The sequence below is a fragment of the Micromonospora sp. NPDC093244 genome (assembly GCF_040683695.1).
GTDB lineage: Bacteria > Actinomycetota > Actinomycetes > Mycobacteriales > Micromonosporaceae > Micromonospora.
Map to the genome: position 1 here is coordinate 1,012,461 of NZ_JBFBEO010000001.1, position 16,853 is coordinate 1,029,313.

The following is a 16,853-nucleotide window of genomic DNA, read 5'->3' on the forward strand; positions in this document are numbered from 1 at the left end:
CTCTCGGTCCCTATCGTTTGGTCGCGGAGTCGGCGACGAGCGCCACGACTGCCGCGTCGGCCGTCGGCACGCCCGTGGCCGCGGCGGCCGCCTCGTCGGTGGCGACCAGCACGACGGTGCCGACGCCCACGTTCAGCGGGTCGATCGCGACGAGGTCGGCTCCGTCGCCGCGGGGCCGGACCAGCACCAGCCGGCGGCCCTGCAGCGACGGCAGGATCTTGTCCGGCCAGACTTTCGCGACGACCTCACCGAGGAGCATCAGCCCTCTCCCCGCAGGCTCGCCATGACCTCGCGGATCCGGGCGGCCTCCGGATCCTCAAGCAGCGCGGCAGTGGTGGGGTGCGGCTTGGGGTAGACCTGCGAGCTGCGCAGGTCGCCGTGCGCCCGGACGGCGGCCTCGCCCGCGGCGACGGCCTGCCGGACGGCAGCGAGGCTGCCCTGCACGGCGACGGCCAGGTAGCCGCTGGTCACCCGCTCCACCGCTACGCAACGGACGTCCGCTGTTTTGATCATGGCTTCGATTCCGGCGGACAGGGCCACGACGCCCCGGGTCTCGACGATGCCGATGGCGATGTCAGAAGGCATGTGCTGTTCTCCTTACCGGATCAGTTGCCGACGAGGCGGGGGTCCACGGCGAGCGCCGACACCGCGTCGCAGGGGCTGGCGAAGACGATCGAGTGCACCGTTCGGCTCTTGGCCTTGGCGGTTGCCTCGCCGATGTCGACGGCCTCCTCGACGGTGGCCAGGTCGCCGCGCAGCGCGACGGCGACGATGCCGCCGCCGAGACGGACGACGCGGGTCACCTCGACCTCGGTGGCCTTCACCATCGCGTCGACCGCGTCGAAGATGGCGGTGTAGCCCTCGGCCTCGACGAAGCCGGCAGCCATGTTCCGCATGAGTTCTCCTTCTCCAGTGTTCAGGGCAGATTCCAGGACAGGACGGCGCCGCCGGTGCCCCAGAGCGGTCCGTACGCGTGCAACTGCGCCGGACCGGCGGCCGCCCCGGCACCGGCGGCGAACGCCAGCGCGCGGAACTGGCTGTCGGCCTGCGCCTGGCGGGCGAAGTCCTCGCGGATCTTCAGCACCTCGTCGACCTTGCCGGCGGTCAGCAGGTCCAGCACCCGCCGGTTCCAGCGGTCGTGCGCGGGGTCGCCGATGTGGTCCTCGTGCGGCTCGATCCACTGCTGGATCAGGCCTGACGACATGCCGGTGACCACGACGACGGCGGCGCGTACGCCGGCTTCGCGGGCCGCGGCGGCGCCCGCCGCGCCGACGTCGGCGAGCGTCTGCGCGTCGGCGTAGAGGTTGCACGACACCTGCGACCAGCGAAGCTCGCGGTCCGGGTCGAGCAGCGCCGAGGTGATGATGGTGCCGGTGTCGATCGGGAACCCGTCGTAGCGGGTACGCCGGGCCTGCATGCCGCCCTTCTGCACGTGATCGGCCCACCGCTCGGTGAACGGCACGTCGAAGCGCAGGTCGTAGCGGAGCAGGCCGTAGTCGTAGGCGTACCAGTTCTCGTCGACGTGCTCGCCGCGCGGGTTCGGGTCGCACTGGAACTGGTGGCCCAGGACGGTGAACCACTGCGTGGACAGCAGCAGCACCACGTCGGGCTTGAGGCGGCGCAGCCGGTCGCCGACGTCGCGGGCGGCGCCGGCCAGGTCGGCCCAGCACCGGGCGGGCTTCTCCGCCAGCAGGTGCGGCATGCCGGGCAGCAGCGCACCGGCGACGATCCCGGTGTCAGCCACGGTGTCCTCCCTCGGGGGTCCACTCGACCACCGCGTTGCCGGTGCCGATGATCGTGCCGTAGCCCAGGACGTCACCGGGCACCTTCGGCCAGCCCATCGCGGCCAGCATCCACGTGAGGCTGCCCGCCTTGGTCTCCGACGAGGTCGCCTCGATGTGTTCGCTGATCAGCTCCCGCAGCGGCGCGGTCGGACCGCGGCGCATCGCCTCCAGCAACTTCATGTCCCAGCGGTACTGGTGGTTGTTGTACGGGTGCTCGCGTTCCATGTCCTCCGGCAGGTCCGGCTCCTCGTGCCAGTGCAGGTGCGACAGCGAGTTGGAGGCCAGCAGCACGGCGCGGCGCCCGGTGCGCTCGACGGCCCGGCGGGTCGCCTCACCCAGCACCTCCATCTCCTCCAGAGACGCGTCGGAGTAGAAGTACGGGTTGTTGTTCGCCGACAGCGACACCACCGGGATGTCCCAGGCCGGGTTGACCAGGTGCAGCGCGCCGATGGTGGCGTAGTCCACACGTACCCGTGGGTCGCGCAGTTTGCGGGTGACCAGGCCCAGGTCGCTGGCCTCGTCGGCGATGGCCTCACCGAGCTCCACGTCGGAGCGGAAGTCGTAGGAGTAGCGGAACAGGTGCGGGAAGATCGGCTCGACGGAGACACCGCGCGGGTTGGGCACGCAGTTCACGTGGTGGCCGACCATCGTGATCCAGTGCGGGGCGTGCACGATCAGCACGTCCGGGCGGTGCACCTCGCGGATGCGCTGCCGCAGCCGCTCGTACGCCCAGCGCAGCACCTCCCACCCGCCGGTGGAGCGTGGCTCGTTCTGCGGCGGGTTCTCGGCGTAGATCAGGTGTGGTGGGTGCGGGCTGAGCACCCCCGCGACGATGCCGGCGCGGGCGGACGGCACCTCCGGCAGCCGGTCCGCGATGTCGGTGCGGCGGGCACCGCCCGTGCGGGCGGGCGCCACGGGAACCCGGAAGACTCTGCTCATGCCTGTCCCTCCCCGGTCGTGCCCCGGTCGGCCAGCACCCGCACGAACGTGCGCTCGTCGGGTTCGGCGCCGAGGATCTGCAGCCCGTCGTCGTCGAGGGCCAGTTGGTCGTCGGCCAGGCCGGCGTCGTGCCGGACCCAGGCCCGCAGGGGTGCGGGGTGCACGCCGTGGATCTCCACGAGGACGCCCTCGGCCAGGCCGGTGCCGGGGGCCACGTAGGCGAGCCGCTGCCGGCCGCGCTCCCCGGCGTACGGCCTGCTGTCGCTCGTGGTGACGCGCAGCCATCGCCGCTCCCCGCGCATCTCCCGCCGGGCAGCCGCGGTCGCGGCGGTGTCGACGCGGCCGTCGTCGTCGAGCCGCAGGCCGTAGCGGCGCTCGGCCTCGGCGGCGCTGAGGTATCCCTGCGCGACGTCGTCGGCGACGTCTGCCGGTTCCCGGTCGAGCGGGTCACCCCAGCCTCCACCGCCTGCGGACTCCATGACGAGGACGTCACCGGCGCGCATCGGGAAGCCGGCGACCTTGCCGGGGGTCTCGAAGTCGACACGCTCGCCGCTCGCGCGGACCACGAACGTGACGGTGGGGGCACCGGGGCCGCCGTGGTGCAGACCGTACGGCGGCACAGTGGTGCGGTCGGTCTGTACGGAGTAGGCGCCGGTGCTGGCGAGCAGTCGGGTTTCGCGTCGGCTGCCGAGCCCGCCTCGGCGTACTCCGTCGCCGCACGAGCCGAGGCGCAGCTCGGACGCGTCGACGAGGATGGGGATCTCGGTCTCCAGCCGTTCGACGGACTGGATTGTGGAGATGTCCCCGAGGTCGACGGGGTTCATCGCGCTCGGCCCGTCGGATTCGAGGAACCCGCCGTTGCCGCCGGCCGGGTAGTCGTAGTACAGGTAGGGCCGGCCGGTGCGCTGGTCCACGCCACCGATGAGGTTCTGGAAGGTGGTTCCGAACTGGTCGGCCGCGATGAGGTCTGGCGCGACCTGGCTCAGCGCGGCCATGACGGCGGAGATGACGCGCTTGCGCACCTCGCTGTGGGCGTTGGCGGGCGCCGGATAGGCGACGTGTACGACGGTGCCCGGCTCGGTGTGCACCCGCAGCGGACGGAAGGCGCCGTGGTTGACCAGGCCGCCGGGATCGAGCGCGCTCTTGACGGCGATGAAGACGCCAGCGACGGTCATGGCATGCGAGGAGTTGACGACTGCCGCGACCTGTGTGGACGATCCGCGGAAGTCGGCGTCGATCTCGTCGCCGTCGACAGTGAGCACGCAGCGCACCAGCGCGGGATCGTACCGACCGTCGGTGTAGAGGTCGAGGTAGTCCTCGTAGCGGTAGACGCCGTCGGGCAACTCGCGGATGCGGTCGCGCAGCCGCTGCTCCGTGCGGTCCATGTTGGCGGCGACGCTGTCGAGCAGGAGTTCGGCGCCGTAGCGTCCGACGAGTTCGCGCAGTCGCCGCTCGGCGGTGTGGCAGGCGGCGATGCAGCTCTCCAGGTCGCCACGCCGTTCGTCGGCCATCCGCACGTTGGCGAAGAGGATGGCGTACGCGGCGGCGTTGGGGCGCCCCTGCTCGATCAGTTTGATCGGCGGGATGCGCAGGCCCTCCTGGAGGATCTCGGTGGCCTGCCCGGAGACGCTGCCGGGGGTCATCCCGCCGATGTCGGCCCAGTGCATGCGCACACAGGGGAAGAGGAACAGCTCGCCGTCGACGAAGACCGGGGTGATCAGGGTGACGTCGTTGAGGTGGCTGCCGCCCCGGTACGGGTCGTTGACGATGTACAGGTCGCCGGGACGCATCTCGTCGGCGAAGTCCGCGAAGATCTCGGCGACGGAGGCCGGCATGGCGATGACGTGCCCGGGCATGTCGCGCCCCTGGGCGACCATCTGGCCCTTGGGGTCGAACAGTGCGCAGGAGAAGTCCTGCGCGTCGGCGATGACGGGGGAGTGCGCGGTGCGGAAGATCGTCTGGCGCATCTCGCGCACGATCGAGATCAGACCCTCGGTGACGATCTCGAGGTCGATCGGGTTCAACGTCTTGGTCATGCGACGCCTCATGTGTTCCGGCTCGTTGTGCCGAGCGGTTCGGCCTTGACCTCACGTGGACCATAATGTGGTCCGTGGTTTATATTGTGAAACACTATCAACCGAGAAAGTGGGAAGCAAGATGTCGCAGGCCGCAGAACCCTCTTCAGCTGCGGAGGAACCCGTCGCCCGGGAGTCCGGCACCCAGGCGCTCGACCGCGCCCTCAGCGTGCTGCTGGCCTTCCGCGGTGGCAGCGTCGAACGCAAGGTGAGCGACGTCAGCCGAGAACTCGGGCTGCACAAGTCGACAGCCAGCCGGCTGTTCCGGGCCCTCGCCGACACCGGCTTCCTGCAACGCAACGACGAGACCGGCGCCTACCGGCTCGGCGTCACAGTCTTCGAGCTGGGCGCCTGTTTCCTCGCCGGGCTCGACATGCACGCCCTGGCCCGGCCGTTGCTGCACCAACTCGCCCAGGACGAGGGCGAGTCGGTGAACCTGTCCATCCGCGACGGCTCGGACGCCCTGTCGATCTACATCGAGCACGGCACCCGCAACGTGCAGCTCGTCTCCCGCCTCGGCCGACGCATCCCCCTGTGGTGCAGCGCGGCCGGCAAGGCCCTGCTGGTCGACCTCGACGACGAGCAGATCCGGGCCATGTTCGCCGGCACTCGGTTCACGCCGCTGACCCGGAACACCATCACCGACCTCGACACGTTCGCCAAGCGGATGCACCAGGTCCGAGAGCAGGGGTGGGCACTCAACGACGAGGAGAGCGAGGAGGGCCTGCGCGTCGTCGCCGCGCCCGTACGCGACCGGCTCGGCCACGTCACCGCCGCGATCAGCGTCTCGGGGCCGATCTTCCGCCTCGACGAGGCACGCGTCGCCGAGCTGGCCGCCGCCGCCGTCCGCACCGCTGACGAACTGTCGCGTCAGATGGGCCACGGCGTCGGCGCGATCTGGGGGGACTGACCGGCTCAGAAGTGTTCCTGCACGGCACCGGGGTGCACCCGCACGTGCAGCAGGGCAGGGCCGGTGACCGGCAGCACCGCGTCGAACGCGGCGTCGGCACCGGCCTCGTCCGTCACCGTCCAGGCAGGCACACCCAGTGCCCGCGCCACCGCGGCGAGGTCGCGCTCGGGAAAACGGGCAAGCGACGGATCCACCCCCCGTGGTCGCAGCTTGCGCACCTCCGCGCCGTACGCGGCGTCGTCCAGAACGATCAGCAGTACCGCGGCACCCGTGCGGGCGAGCGTGTCCAGCTCACCCAGCCCGGTGAGCAGACTCCCGTCACCCTCGAACGCCACCACCGGCCGGTCCGGGCGGCCCACCGCGGCGCCCACCGCGAACGGCAGCCCCACACCGATGCTGCCGAAGTCCCACGGGGCGATCAGCGCCCGGTCCGTCGCAGGCGAATCCAGCAGCAGGTTCGGCCAGCCGCCGAAATGCCCGACACCCACCACAGTGGTGCGGCGCGTCGGCAGCCGCCTGGCGCACACCCGCAGGAACGCCCGCGGGTCGATCCGGTCCGCCGCCCGCAACGGGACCAGACCGGCGAACGGGTCGGCCGCCGCCACCTCCCGCGCCAGCTCCGCGGAACGCCACTGGGGCCGCTGGGTCGGCGGCAGTGCCGCCGAGACCGCCGCCGCCACCGCCGCCGCGTCGCCCACCACGCCGGCGTCCACCGGCCAGCGCGCACCCAGCGCCGCCCCGTCGGTGTCGACGCACACCACCTCGGCCCGGGCGAACAACCGACCGTGATCCGCCGTCCACCGGTTCAGCCCGGCACCGAACGCCAGCACCAGATCCGCCTCGCCCAGCACCCGCCGGGTCAGCGGCCGGGCCAGCCCACCCGCCACCCCCAGGCAGTACGGGTGGTCCGCGAAGAGGCCCGCGCCCATGAGCGTGGTGGCCAGCACCGCTCCGCTGCGATCCGCCAACTCCCGTACCGCCGCCTCGGCTCCCTGCGCGCCCCGACCGGCCAGCACCACCGGGCGTTGCGCGCTCCGCAGCCGCTGCGCGAGCATCGCCACGTCGTTCGCGTGCGGCGCCAGCGGCGCCGGCGGGCGCGGCTCGGCCACCGCGACGGGCGGCGGCACGTCCTCCGCGACGTCCTCGTCCTGCAGGTCCATCGGCACATTCAGCACCACCGGCCCACTTGTGGAGCGGGCCAGCCGGAACGCCGCCGCGACGTCACGGACCGCCCCCGCCGCGTCCACCACCGGCACCACGCGGCCGGCTGTCGCCAGGGCGAACGGCTGCTGCGGGAAGTTCTGCACGTGCCCCGGATCCCCGGGCGGCGTGTCGCCCGCCACCAGCACCAACGGGGTACGCGCCTGGCGGGCGATCGTCAGCGCCGCACCCGCCACAGCAAGCCCTGGCCCCTGGGTCACAGTGGCCACGGCGCACCGCCCTGTCGCGCGGGCGTACCCGTCGGCCATCATCACTGCGGCGTTCTCGTTGCGGGCCGCGACGAACCGTACGCCGTGCCTGTCGACAAGGTCGCTGACGAGGAACATGTTGGCGTCGCCGAGCAGGCCGAACACCGTGTCGACGCCGTGCGCGACGAGCGCGTCCGCCAGCACCTGGTAGACCTTCACCGATGTCCGCCCTTCGGGTAGGGGCCGACCGGCCGCAACGCGACGCTCAGCGCACCCAGGTAGGAGTCGTTGGCGGCGGCCTCGAACCGCGGCCCGGCCAGGCGCGCGGCCCGCTTCGTCATGGACCGGCCCACCGGCGAGACGGCCAGCAGCCGCTCGACCACCGCGTCACACGCCGCGCCCAACCCGTCGGCCGGCACCGCCGCCGTGACCAGGTCGTGGCGCAGCATCTCCGCCGGGCCGATCCGCTCTCCCAGCAGCAGCCAGCGCTTCGCCCGGTCCGCCCCCACCAGGTCGGCCAGGATCGCCATGCCGCTCCACGTCAGCGGGATGCCGAAGGTGACCTCCGGGAACGTGAAGAAACAGCTGTCCGCCGCCACGCGCAGGTCGGCGGCGAGCCCGAGCACCGCCCCGGAGCCGATCGCCGGGCCGTTGAACGCGGTCACGGTCGTCTGCTCCAACCGGTACCAGCGCTCCACCAGCTCGGCCGTGCGGCGCTGCACCTGCATGGTGGCGGCCGCGTCCAGACCGGCGAGCTCGTCCAGGTCGGTGCCAGCGCAGAACGCCGGCCCCGCACCGGTGAGCACCACCACCTCCACCTCGGAGTCGCGTCCCACCTCGTGCAACACGTCCTCGAACCCGGCCAGCATCGCCAGGTCGAAACTGTTGCGCCGATGTGGACGGTTCAGCGTGATTCGGGCCAGCCGGCCCGCCCGGTCGAGGAGCACTGGCGACGAGGCGGACGGTGCGCTGGTCATGGCGACTCCGAGGTGAGCAGGGCGCGGTCCACCAGGGCCGCGGCGTGACCGACGTACGACAGCGGGTCCAGCAGCCCGGCGACATCCTCGCCGGGCAGGGCGGCGGCGACCTGCGGGTCTGCGCGCAACACGTCAGCGAAGGGGCGGTCCTGCTCCAGGCTGTCGCGCACCACCCGCATCACCAGGTGGTGCGCCTCCTCGCGGCCCAGCGCGCCCGCCAGCCGCAGCATCACCGCCTCCGACAGCACCAGCCCGCCGGTGAGATCGAGGTTGGCGCGCATCCGGTCCGGATTCACGCCCAGGTCACCGAAGACCTCCACCAGGCGCTCCAGGACACCACCGATGAGGATGAAGCACTCCGGGAGCAGCTTCCACAGCGTCATGCCGACGCCCATGTCCCGGTCGTCCTGCGCCACCATCGTATGCAGGGCCAGCGGCACCTGCGCGCGCAGCGTGCCGGCCGCCGCGATCACCGCCTCGCAGCGGATCGGGTTGCGCTTGTGCGGCATCGTGCTGCTGCCGACCTGGGTCGTGCGCTGCGGCTCGTACGCCTCGCCGACCTCGGTACGCCCCAGGAAGTACACCTCGCGGGCCAGCTTCTCGCCGCTGGACGCCACCATGCCCAGCACCATGAGGCACTCGGCGAACCGGTCCGAGGTGGCGTGCCACGGGGTGTCCGCCACGGCCAGGCCCAGGTCGTCCGCGACGGCCCGCTCCAGCGCGAACGCCTGCGGCCCGTACCCCGCCATCGTGCCCGCCGCCCCGCCCATGCTGGTCACCAGCAGCCGGGCGCGCAGTTCCCGGAGCCGGTCCCGGTGGCGTTGCAGCTCGCTCTGCCACACCGCGCAGCGCAGCCCGAACGTGGTCGGCAGGGCCTGCTGGCCGTGCGTACGCGCCGGCATGGGTGTGCTGCGGTGCCGCAGCGCCAGCCGGCGCAGCAGCCGCACCAGCTCGTCGAGTTGGCGCCCGACGACGTCCAGGCCGGCGCGGGCACGCAGCACGAACCCGGTGTCCATCACGTCCTGGGTGGTGGCACCCAGGTGCACGTAGCGTCCCGCGTCACCGGGGCAGGCGGCGGTCAGGGCGCGCACCAGCGGCACCAGCGGGTGGACGGTGTCCTCGGCGTCGGCGACGAGCGCCGCGGTGTCCAGCTTCTCCAGCCGTGCCGCAGCGGTGATCGCCTCCGCGGCCGCCCGGGGGATGATCCCGAGCGACGCCTGCCCGCGGGCCAGCGCGGCCTCCACGTCCAGCCAGGACTGCATGAGCTGCCTGTCGTTGAACACTCCGCGCATCTCGGCGTTGCCGAAGAAGCTGGTGACGGTGAGCGAATCGAGGAAACACGACCCGAGCTGCATCAGTTCTCCCCCTCGAGGAGCGCCAGCGCGGCGCGCCGATCGACCTTGCCGGACGGCAGCAGGGGCAGTGCGGCGACCGCGCGTACCCGCGTGGGCTGCTTGTGTCGGGCCAGCCTCGCGGCGACGGCGGCGGCGACGACCTCGGTGTCGAGCCGGGTGCCGGGCGCGGCGACAAGAAGTGCGCCGACCTCCTCGCCCCAGCGCTCCGACGGCACGCCGAGCACGCACGCCTGGCCGACGGCGGCGTCGTCGAGCAGCGCGGCCTCCACCTCGGCCGGGCTGATGTTCTCGCCGCCACGGATGATGAGTTCCTTGACCCGGCCGGTGAGCGTGAACACCCGCTCGGCGGTCATCGCGCCGAGGTCGCCGGTGCGCAGCCAGCCGTCGGTGGTCAGCGCGGCGGCGGTGGCGGCCGAGTCGTCGACGTAGCCGGACATGACCGACTCACCGCGCACCAGCAGCTCGCCCGCCTCGCCCGGCGGTACGGCGTCACCGGTGCCGGGCCGCACCACTGCCGCGTCGAGGCCGGGCACGATCCGGCCGACGGTCCGGCCAACCGGTGCGCAGCTGCCGTCGCCCGGGTCGACGCTGATCGTGGGACCTGCCTCGGTCTGACCGTAGACGACGGCCGTGCGGTCCAGGCCCAGCACGCGCGTGGTGCGCTCGCGCAGCGCGGGCGGGCACGGCGCGCCACCGAGGAAGCCGACGCGCAGCGACGACAGGTCCCACCGGCCGGGCTCGCCCTCGACCCGGTCGGCGAGCATCGTGGCCATTGTCGGTACGGCCTGCAGCACTGTGCAGCGGTGCCGCTCCACCAGATCCAGCACGGTCTCCGAGCGGAACCGGCGCGTCGACACCCAGAGCGCCCCCGTGACCAGCGCGAGCACCGCGCCGCTGCTGAGCCCTGCGGCGTGCGCCAGCGGCAGCGGTGAGGCGAGGGTGTCGGACTGGCGCAGCCCGGCCGCCCGGGCCGTCCACTGCGCGTTGCGCACCAGGTTCCGGGCGCTGAGCGCCACCATCTTGGCCGGGCCGGTGGAGCCGGAGGTGAACTGGATGTTCAGCACGGCGTCGGCGTCACCTGCCGGTTCGGGCGGCGCGTCCGACCAGCCGGCCAACGTCGCCAGCGCGCCCCGGCCGCCGTCGTCGCCGAGCGCGTGGACACCGTCCGGCGCGTACGGCGATCCGGCCAGGGCCGCTGCCGCGTCGGCTGTCGCGTCCCGGTCGCGGATCCGACCGGCCGCGAACAGCCGGCGGGGTCGGGCGCGGGCCACCGTCTCGGCCAACTCCGCGGCGGTGAGACCCGGGTGCAGGGTCACCAGAGTGGCGCCGCGCCAGGCCGCCGCCGCGAGCAACGTCAGCCAGGCGAGGCTGTTCTCCGACCACACGGCGATCCGGTCACCGCGGCCGATCCCGTGGGCGGCCAGAACCGCGGCGCCCCGACCCGCCAGCTCGGCGAACTCGGCGTACGTGACCGGGTGGTCCAGCTCCGCGAACGCGTACAGCGGCCGGTCCGGGTGCCGGGCCGCCCCGTCGAGCAGGACGGCGTCGAGGGCGAGTGACGGCATGGTCAGTCCCGGGTGAGCAGCAGGTTGCCGTGCTCGTCGGCGGCGCCGCGCCAGCCGGCCCCGACGACCGTCGTACTGCCGTTCTCGCGCACCACTGCCGGGCCGGTCACCACGACACCGGGCGCCAGTTCGGCGCGCCGCCACACCACGGCGTCCACCCAGCCGTCCGGCCCGTACAGCCGGGTGTGGCCCGGTTGGGCCTCGCCGCCGGACGGCGCGGCGAAGCGCACCTCGGGACTGGGCCCGAAGGCGGTCAGCCGGCAGTTGACGATCTCGACCGGGTGGCCGGTGCGCACGTAGGCGTACCGCTCGGCGTACGCGTCGTGGAACGCCGACACCAGATCCTCGGCCGTGGCGGGCAGGTCGGCCACCGCGACCGCCAGGTCGTGGCTCTGTCCGCGGAAGCGCATTCCCACGGTCAGCGCGAACGACACCTGGTCGGCCTCGACGCCGTCCTCCGCCTTGAGCTGTGCCCGGGCCGCGTCCTGCAACTCCGCGACGACCGCCCGTGCCGAGGCCAGCCCCGGCTCGTCGGCGGCCACCAGGACGGTACGGACGTAGTCGTGACGGGCGCGGGCCGTGACGAACCCCAGGGCCGAGAAGTTGCCAGGCACCGGCGGCACCAGCACCCGACGGATGCCCAACTCGTCGGCGAGCGCGGTGGCGTGCATCGGCCCGGCCCCGCCGAACGGCATCAGCACGAAGTCGCGCGGGTCGTGCCCGCGTGCGACGGAGATCTCCTTGATCGCGCTTGTCATCTTGATGGTGGCCAGGCGCAGGATGCCGTGCGCCAGCTCCATGTCGTCAAGCCCGAGCTGCCCGGCGAGCGCCGTCGCGGCCTCCGCCGCCGGCGCGGGATCCAGCTGTACCTCACCGCCCAGGCTCTCCTGCGGGTCGAGGTGCCCGACCAGCAGGTGCGCGTCGGTGGTGGTCGGCTCGGTGCCGCCGCGGCCGTAGCAGGCGGGGCCGGGCGTGGAACCGGCGCTGCGCGGCCCGATCCGTAGCTCGCCGCCGAGGTCGCGCCAGGCGATGGAACCGCCGCCCGCCCCGATCGTGTTGATCTCCACCTGGAATGTCCGGTTCGGGTACCCGGCGATCGTCCCGTCGCTTGTCATCAGCGGCGCGCCGCCCTTGATCAGACAGACGTCGGTGCTGGTGCCGCCGATGTCGCAGGTGATCACGTTCGAGTATCCGGCCAGGCCCGCGACGTGGACGGCGGCTGCGACACCGCCCGCCGGCCCGGAGAGCGCCAGGTTGATCGGGAGGCGGCTGGCCTCGTCGGTGGAGACGACGCCACCGCTGCTGGTCATGATGGACAGCGGCTGCACGTACCCCGCACCCGCCAGGGCGGTGCCCAGCCCGCGCAGGTAGTCGGCCACGGCGCCCCGGACGCTGGCGTTGAGCACGGTGGTGGCGAACCGTTCGTACTCGCCCTGCTCCGGTACGACGTCGGACGAGACGGTGCAGACCAGGTTGGGGTGGCGCTCGGCGAGCCGCAGCGCCGCCGCGCGCTCGTGGGCGGGGTTGCGGTACGAGTGCAGCAGGCAGACCGCTACGGCTCCTGGCCCGGCGGCCGCCACCCGATCCAGCACCTCGTCCAGGTGACCGGGGTCGAGTGGCTCGGTGACCTCGCCGTCGGCGGCGATCCGTTCCCGCAGGGCGTGCCGCAGCGAGCGGGGCGCCAGCGACGGACGTGCCGCCTCCTTGACGCTGTAGAGCCTTGGCCGATGCCCGAGGCCCATCTCCAACACGTCGCGGAAGCCGGCAGTGGTGACCACGCTTACCGGGTCGCCGGAGCCCTCCAACAGCGCGTTCGTCACACGCGTGGTGCCGTGCACGAACCGTTCCACCGCGTCCAGCGAGACGCCGAGCTTGGCCAGCCCTTCGAAGATCGCGGCGGCGGGGTCGTGCGGCGTCGACAGGGTCTTCGCCTCGGCGAGCCGTGCGGTGGCCGGCTCGTAGACGATCACGTCGGTGAACGTGCCGCCGATGTCGACGCCGATGCAGAGCATGCGGGAGTGCCTTTCGTGGGAGGGGGACCGTGCGGCGGTGACGCGCGAGGGCGTCAGAAGGTGACGCCGTAGCGGCGCAGGGTGCCCCGCGCGACCGTCCGCAGGATCCAGTCGAAGAGGTAGCCGAGCAGGCCGAGGGCGAGGATGCCGACGAAGACCCACTCGGTCTTGGCGTAGTTGCGGGCGGTCCAGATCAGCGAGCCCAACCCGCTCTGCGCCGCGACGATCTCCGCCGAGACGATCGTCAGGAACGAGTTGCCCATGGCGAGCCGGGCACCCGTGACGACGTGCGGCACGGTGGACGGCAACACCACCGACACGAGGCTGCGCAGCGGGGAGGCGCCCAGGGCGCGGGCCGCCCGCAGTCGCAGATCGTCGACGGCCAGCACCCCGGCCAGGGTGTTGAGCGCGACGATGAAGACGGTGGTGTAGAAGATCAGCGCGACCTTGGACGCCTCGCCCGGGCCGAGCCAGATGATCGCCAGCGTGACGAAGGCGATCGGCGGGACGAACCGGAAGAACTGGATGTACGGGTCGAGCATCAGTCGCAGCCAGGGGATGCACCCCATGAGCAGCCCCACCGGCACGCCGATCACGACGCCGAGAGCCCAGCCGGTCAGGATGCGCGTCGACGAGGCGCTGACGGAGTCCCACAGGGTGCCGTCACGGACCAGATCGACCGCGCCCTGCCAGGTCAGCATCGGCGACGGCAGGAAGAACGCTGTGTAGTTGCGGCTCACCAGGTCCCAGACGGCGATGCCGAGGGCCACGGAGAGCAGTGACAGCCCGATCCGGGTCAGTCGGGGCCGGGCGCTCGCCCGACGCGCCGGGCGGCGCGGCTCGACGGGGGTGGGCGCCGGGTCCGTACGCACGTCGACGGTCATCGTCCCGCCCTTTCCTGGTGGCCGGCCGGCCGGCCGTCGTGCCCGTCGTCGAGCCCCTGGGCCCGCAGGGTCCGGGCCACCTCCTCGCCGATGTCCTCACGCAGCTGCCGGAACAGGGCGGCGCTGGCCGGATCGGTGAGGTCGCGGGGCCGGGGCAGATCGCAGGGGTACACGTTTTTGATGGCGGCGGCGGGGCCGGCCGTCATGGTGACGATGCGGTCGCTGAGCAGGATCGCCTCGCCGATGTCGTGGGTGACGAACAGGATGGTGGCGCCTGTGTCGCGCCAGATCCGGTCCAGCTCGACCTGCATGACCAGCCGGGTCTGGGCGTCCAGGGCCCCGAACGGCTCGTCCATGAGGATGACTGAGGGCTCGTTGGCGAGCACCCGGGCGAGCTGGGCCCGCTGCCGCATGCCGCCGGAGAGCTGACTGGGAAACCTGTCGGCGCTGTGGCTGAGCCCGACCATCGCCAGGTAGCGGTCCTCGACGGCGGTGCGCTGTGTCTTCGGCATGCGCCGCATCCGGGGGCCGAACGCGACGTTCTGCCGGACGGTCAGCCAGGGGAACAGCGCCTCCGCGCTCTGGAACACCACACCGCGTGCCACGTCCGGCCCACTGACCGGGGCGCCGCCGCAGGTGACCTCGCCGCCCGCCGGTGTGACGAACCCGGCGACCGCGTTGAGCAGCGTCGACTTGCCGCAGCCGCTGGGTCCGAGCAGGCAGACGAACTCGCCCGCCGCGATGTCGAGCGTCGCGCCGCGCACCGCGTCGAAGTCGCCGAAGCGGATGTCGACGTCGCGCAGGGAGACGGGGTCCCCGCCCCGGCCGGTCGAGGACGACCGGCCGGTCGGGATGGCCGTACGCGTGCCGTCGGAGGTCACACCAGGCCCCTGACCATCACCGTCGCAGGGTCCGCCGCCTTCTGCACGATCTTGCTGTCCTGCTGGAACTTGGCGATCTCGGCGTAGCGCTGCAGATCCTCGTCGGTGAAGTCGCGAACCTTGCACTCCACGCCTTCCAGGAGGGTCTGCGCCTCGGCTGCGGGGACCTTGATCGCCTTCTCGGTGACCGTGCCGGACTTCGCGGGATCGGCGGTGAGCTGCTCGCACGCCTTGCCGACGGTGTCGACTACCTTCTTGGCGGCGTCCTTGTTCGCCTCGTACCAGGCGCCGTCGACGCCGATCACGAGGTTGTAGACGTAGCCGATGTCGCCGCTGGTGAGTAGCACCTTGCCGCCGTTGGCGACGCCACGGGACGGCCACGGCTCCCACATGATGTAGCCGTCGACGTCGCCGCGCTGCAGCAGCGCCGGCATCTCGGCCGGGGAGGCCTTGACGAACTCGACAGCGTCGCGGCTGATGCCTTTGGACGCGAGGACCTTGTTGGTGGCGTACTCGTTGACGGTGCCGGGCACGACGCCGTACTTCTTGATGGCGGCCACGTCCGCGATCCCGGAGCGGGCGACGAGCTTGATGAAGCTGGGGGACTGGGAGAACACCGCCAGGCCCTTGATGTCGCCGCGGGTGGCCCGGTTGAGCAGGCTGGACTCGGTGCTGGCGGTGAACTGGCCCTGCTTGGCCAGGATCGCGTCGAGGCCGCCGGTGCCCTCCTGGAACTGGGTCACCGTCACGTTGACGCCCGCCTCGGCGAACAGCTTGTCCTGGTCGGCGAGGTAGATCGGCGAGTACGCGGGGTCGACGCCCACGCCGAACGTGACGTTGGCGGACGGTGCGGCGGCGGAGCCACCGGCCTCGTCGGCCGTCTGGTTCTCGGCGCATGCGGCCCCGGAGACCGTTATCAGCAGAGCCGCGGCCGCGACCCGCAACGTTCGCATCTTCATGGCTACCTCAGTCCTCGACCGGCTCATATGGTGGTCCGTGTTGCTTAATGTGGGACGGTACTGTGTGGCCGAGCACACCGTCAAGAGATCACGACCCCCTGACCAGCAGTTCGTTACCGTCCAGACTCACGACCGAGGGCTTCCCATGATGCGTCGCGCAGGCGCCGAACTGCCCGGCGACCGTTCCGGCCCCGCCTCGCTGCGCCACTGGCGGCGCACTGTCGAACGGCGCTGGAGTAGCACCGACGCGGTGCTGTACGCCCTCGGCGTCGGTGCGGGACAGCACGACCCCACCGCCGAACTACGCTTCACCACCGAGAACTCCGCGGGCCACCCACACGCGGCACTACCGACCTTCGCGGCCCTGCTCGCCGCCGACCCACCCCCGCTCGGCGACCCGGCGGCCGTCCGCCACGCCGAGCAGTCCCTGGTGCTGCACCGCGAACTGCCCGCCGCCGGCACCGCCCGCACCACCGCCGCCGTCACCTCGGTGTACGACCAGGGCAGTGGCGCCCTGGTCCGCGTCGTCTCCCGGATCCGCGACGATCGGGACCGCCCGCTGGCCACCGCCACCGCTGGCTTCTTCGTCATCGGTGCTGGCGGCTTCGGCGGCGTCCGGGCTCCCACGCCCGCCCGGCCGGCCCTCGCCGGACCACCCGACCACGAGATCAGTTACCCGGTGCCAGCCGACCAGGCCCTGCTCTACCGCCTCAGCGGCGACCGCAACCCGCTGCACAGCGATCCAGCGGTCGCCGGGCGCGCCGGCCTGCCCCGGCCACTGCTGCACGGGCTCTGCACGTACGGCTACGCCGGGCGCGCCCTGCTGCACACGGTCGCCGGATCGGACCCGGCCCGGCTGCGCCGCGTCGACGCGCGCTTCACGGCACCCATGTATCCCGGCGACACACTGACGATCCGCATCTGGCGCCGCCGCCACGGCGCCGCCTTCCAGGCCGTGGACGGAACCGGCCGGCTGGTCCTCAGCCGGGGCATCGCTCGGGTGCTGCCACCGCCGCCCGGGGGAGTGTCACCACACCTTGCTGAGATCCGTTCACGAGCGTAGGAAGAACACCACCCACCACCCTCGCCCCGCACCGAGCCAT

16 protein-coding genes are annotated in these 16,853 nt (G+C 72.5%); 2 read left to right on the forward strand and 14 right to left on the reverse strand.

Going from position 1 to position 16,853, the window contains the following annotated elements; all coding sequences use genetic code 11:
* Window positions 1–10: 10 nt before the first annotated feature.
* From AB0N27_RS04535 to AB0N27_RS04560, 6 genes are read right to left on the reverse strand one after another with little or no spacing between them, the layout of a single operon-like run.
* A complete protein-coding gene (locus AB0N27_RS04535; protein WP_364363039.1) occupies window positions 11–259 on the reverse strand; it encodes a EutN/CcmL family microcompartment protein in 249 nt (82 codons plus the stop codon).
* Window positions 259–585 (reverse strand): BMC domain-containing protein, encoded by a 327-nt coding sequence (locus AB0N27_RS04540; protein ID WP_357980863.1) that lies wholly within the window; start codon window positions 583–585, stop codon window positions 259–261. Before AB0N27_RS04540 ends, AB0N27_RS04535 begins: the two co-directional genes overlap by 1 nt.
* Window positions 586–605: 20 nt before the next feature.
* Window positions 606–896 carry a BMC domain-containing protein gene (locus tag AB0N27_RS04545; protein WP_354824231.1) on the reverse strand — a complete coding sequence of 97 codons (291 nt, stop codon included), beginning with the start codon at window positions 894–896 and terminating at the stop codon, window positions 606–608.
* 20 nt (window positions 897–916) lie between these two features.
* Window positions 917–1,744 (reverse strand): 2-amino-5-chlorophenol 1,6-dioxygenase subunit alpha, encoded by an 828-nt coding sequence (locus AB0N27_RS04550; RefSeq protein WP_364363042.1) that lies wholly within the window; start codon window positions 1,742–1,744, stop codon window positions 917–919.
* Window positions 1,737–2,723, reverse strand: a complete 987-nt coding sequence (locus AB0N27_RS04555) for a tRNA U-34 5-methylaminomethyl-2-thiouridine biosynthesis protein (RefSeq protein ID WP_364363044.1) — start codon at window positions 2,721–2,723, stop codon at window positions 1,737–1,739. Before AB0N27_RS04555 ends, AB0N27_RS04550 begins: the two co-directional genes overlap by 8 nt.
* On the reverse strand, window positions 2,720–4,759 hold the full coding sequence (locus AB0N27_RS04560) for a hydantoinase B/oxoprolinase family protein (protein ID WP_364363046.1): 2,040 nt from the start codon (window positions 4,757–4,759) through the stop codon (window positions 2,720–2,722). Before AB0N27_RS04560 ends, AB0N27_RS04555 begins: the two co-directional genes overlap by 4 nt.
* Window positions 4,760–4,880: 121 nt before the next feature.
* On the opposite strand from AB0N27_RS04560, the gene AB0N27_RS04565 reads away from it, so the two are divergent.
* Entirely contained in the window at window positions 4,881–5,708 is an 828-nt protein-coding gene (locus AB0N27_RS04565; protein ID WP_357980875.1) for an IclR family transcriptional regulator, read from the forward strand.
* A gap of 5 nt (window positions 5,709–5,713) precedes the next feature.
* Here the strand turns inward: AB0N27_RS04565 and AB0N27_RS04570 are convergent, their stop codons facing one another.
* The 8 genes from AB0N27_RS04570 to AB0N27_RS04605 are packed head-to-tail and all read right to left on the reverse strand — an operon-like array spanning window position 5,714 to window position 15,750.
* Entirely contained in the window at window positions 5,714–7,336 is a 1,623-nt protein-coding gene (locus tag AB0N27_RS04570) for a thiamine pyrophosphate-binding protein (RefSeq protein WP_364363048.1), read from the reverse strand.
* Window positions 7,333–8,094: an enoyl-CoA hydratase/isomerase family protein gene (locus tag AB0N27_RS04575; RefSeq protein ID WP_364363050.1), complete on the reverse strand. Its 762-nt coding sequence runs from the start codon at window positions 8,092–8,094 to the stop codon at window positions 7,333–7,335. Before AB0N27_RS04575 ends, AB0N27_RS04570 begins: the two co-directional genes overlap by 4 nt.
* On the reverse strand, window positions 8,091–9,449 hold the full coding sequence (gene purB / locus AB0N27_RS04580; RefSeq protein ID WP_364363052.1) for an adenylosuccinate lyase: 1,359 nt from the start codon (window positions 9,447–9,449) through the stop codon (window positions 8,091–8,093). Before purB ends, AB0N27_RS04575 begins: the two co-directional genes overlap by 4 nt.
* A complete protein-coding gene (locus tag AB0N27_RS04585) occupies window positions 9,449–11,014 on the reverse strand; it encodes a class I adenylate-forming enzyme family protein (protein WP_364363054.1) in 1,566 nt (521 codons plus the stop codon). Before AB0N27_RS04585 ends, purB begins: the two co-directional genes overlap by 1 nt.
* 2 nt (window positions 11,015–11,016) lie before the next feature.
* A complete protein-coding gene (locus AB0N27_RS04590; protein WP_364363056.1) occupies window positions 11,017–13,026 on the reverse strand; it encodes a hydantoinase/oxoprolinase family protein in 2,010 nt (669 codons plus the stop codon).
* A gap of 53 nt (window positions 13,027–13,079) precedes the next feature.
* Window positions 13,080–13,910 (reverse strand): ABC transporter permease, encoded by an 831-nt coding sequence (locus tag AB0N27_RS04595; protein ID WP_357980893.1) that lies wholly within the window; start codon window positions 13,908–13,910, stop codon window positions 13,080–13,082.
* Window positions 13,907–14,791: an ABC transporter ATP-binding protein gene (locus AB0N27_RS04600; RefSeq protein WP_364363059.1), complete on the reverse strand. Its 885-nt coding sequence runs from the start codon at window positions 14,789–14,791 to the stop codon at window positions 13,907–13,909. The genes AB0N27_RS04595 and AB0N27_RS04600 overlap by 4 nt, the downstream gene beginning before the upstream one ends.
* On the reverse strand, window positions 14,788–15,750 hold the full coding sequence (locus tag AB0N27_RS04605; RefSeq protein WP_354824267.1) for an ABC transporter substrate-binding protein: 963 nt from the start codon (window positions 15,748–15,750) through the stop codon (window positions 14,788–14,790). The genes AB0N27_RS04600 and AB0N27_RS04605 overlap by 4 nt, the downstream gene beginning before the upstream one ends.
* Window positions 15,751–15,895: 145 nt before the next feature.
* Here AB0N27_RS04605 and AB0N27_RS04610 point away from each other — a divergent pair, with 145 nt between their 5' ends.
* A complete protein-coding gene (locus AB0N27_RS04610; protein WP_364363061.1) occupies window positions 15,896–16,813 on the forward strand; it encodes a MaoC/PaaZ C-terminal domain-containing protein in 918 nt (305 codons plus the stop codon).
* The last annotated feature ends 40 nt before the right edge of the window (window positions 16,814–16,853 follow it).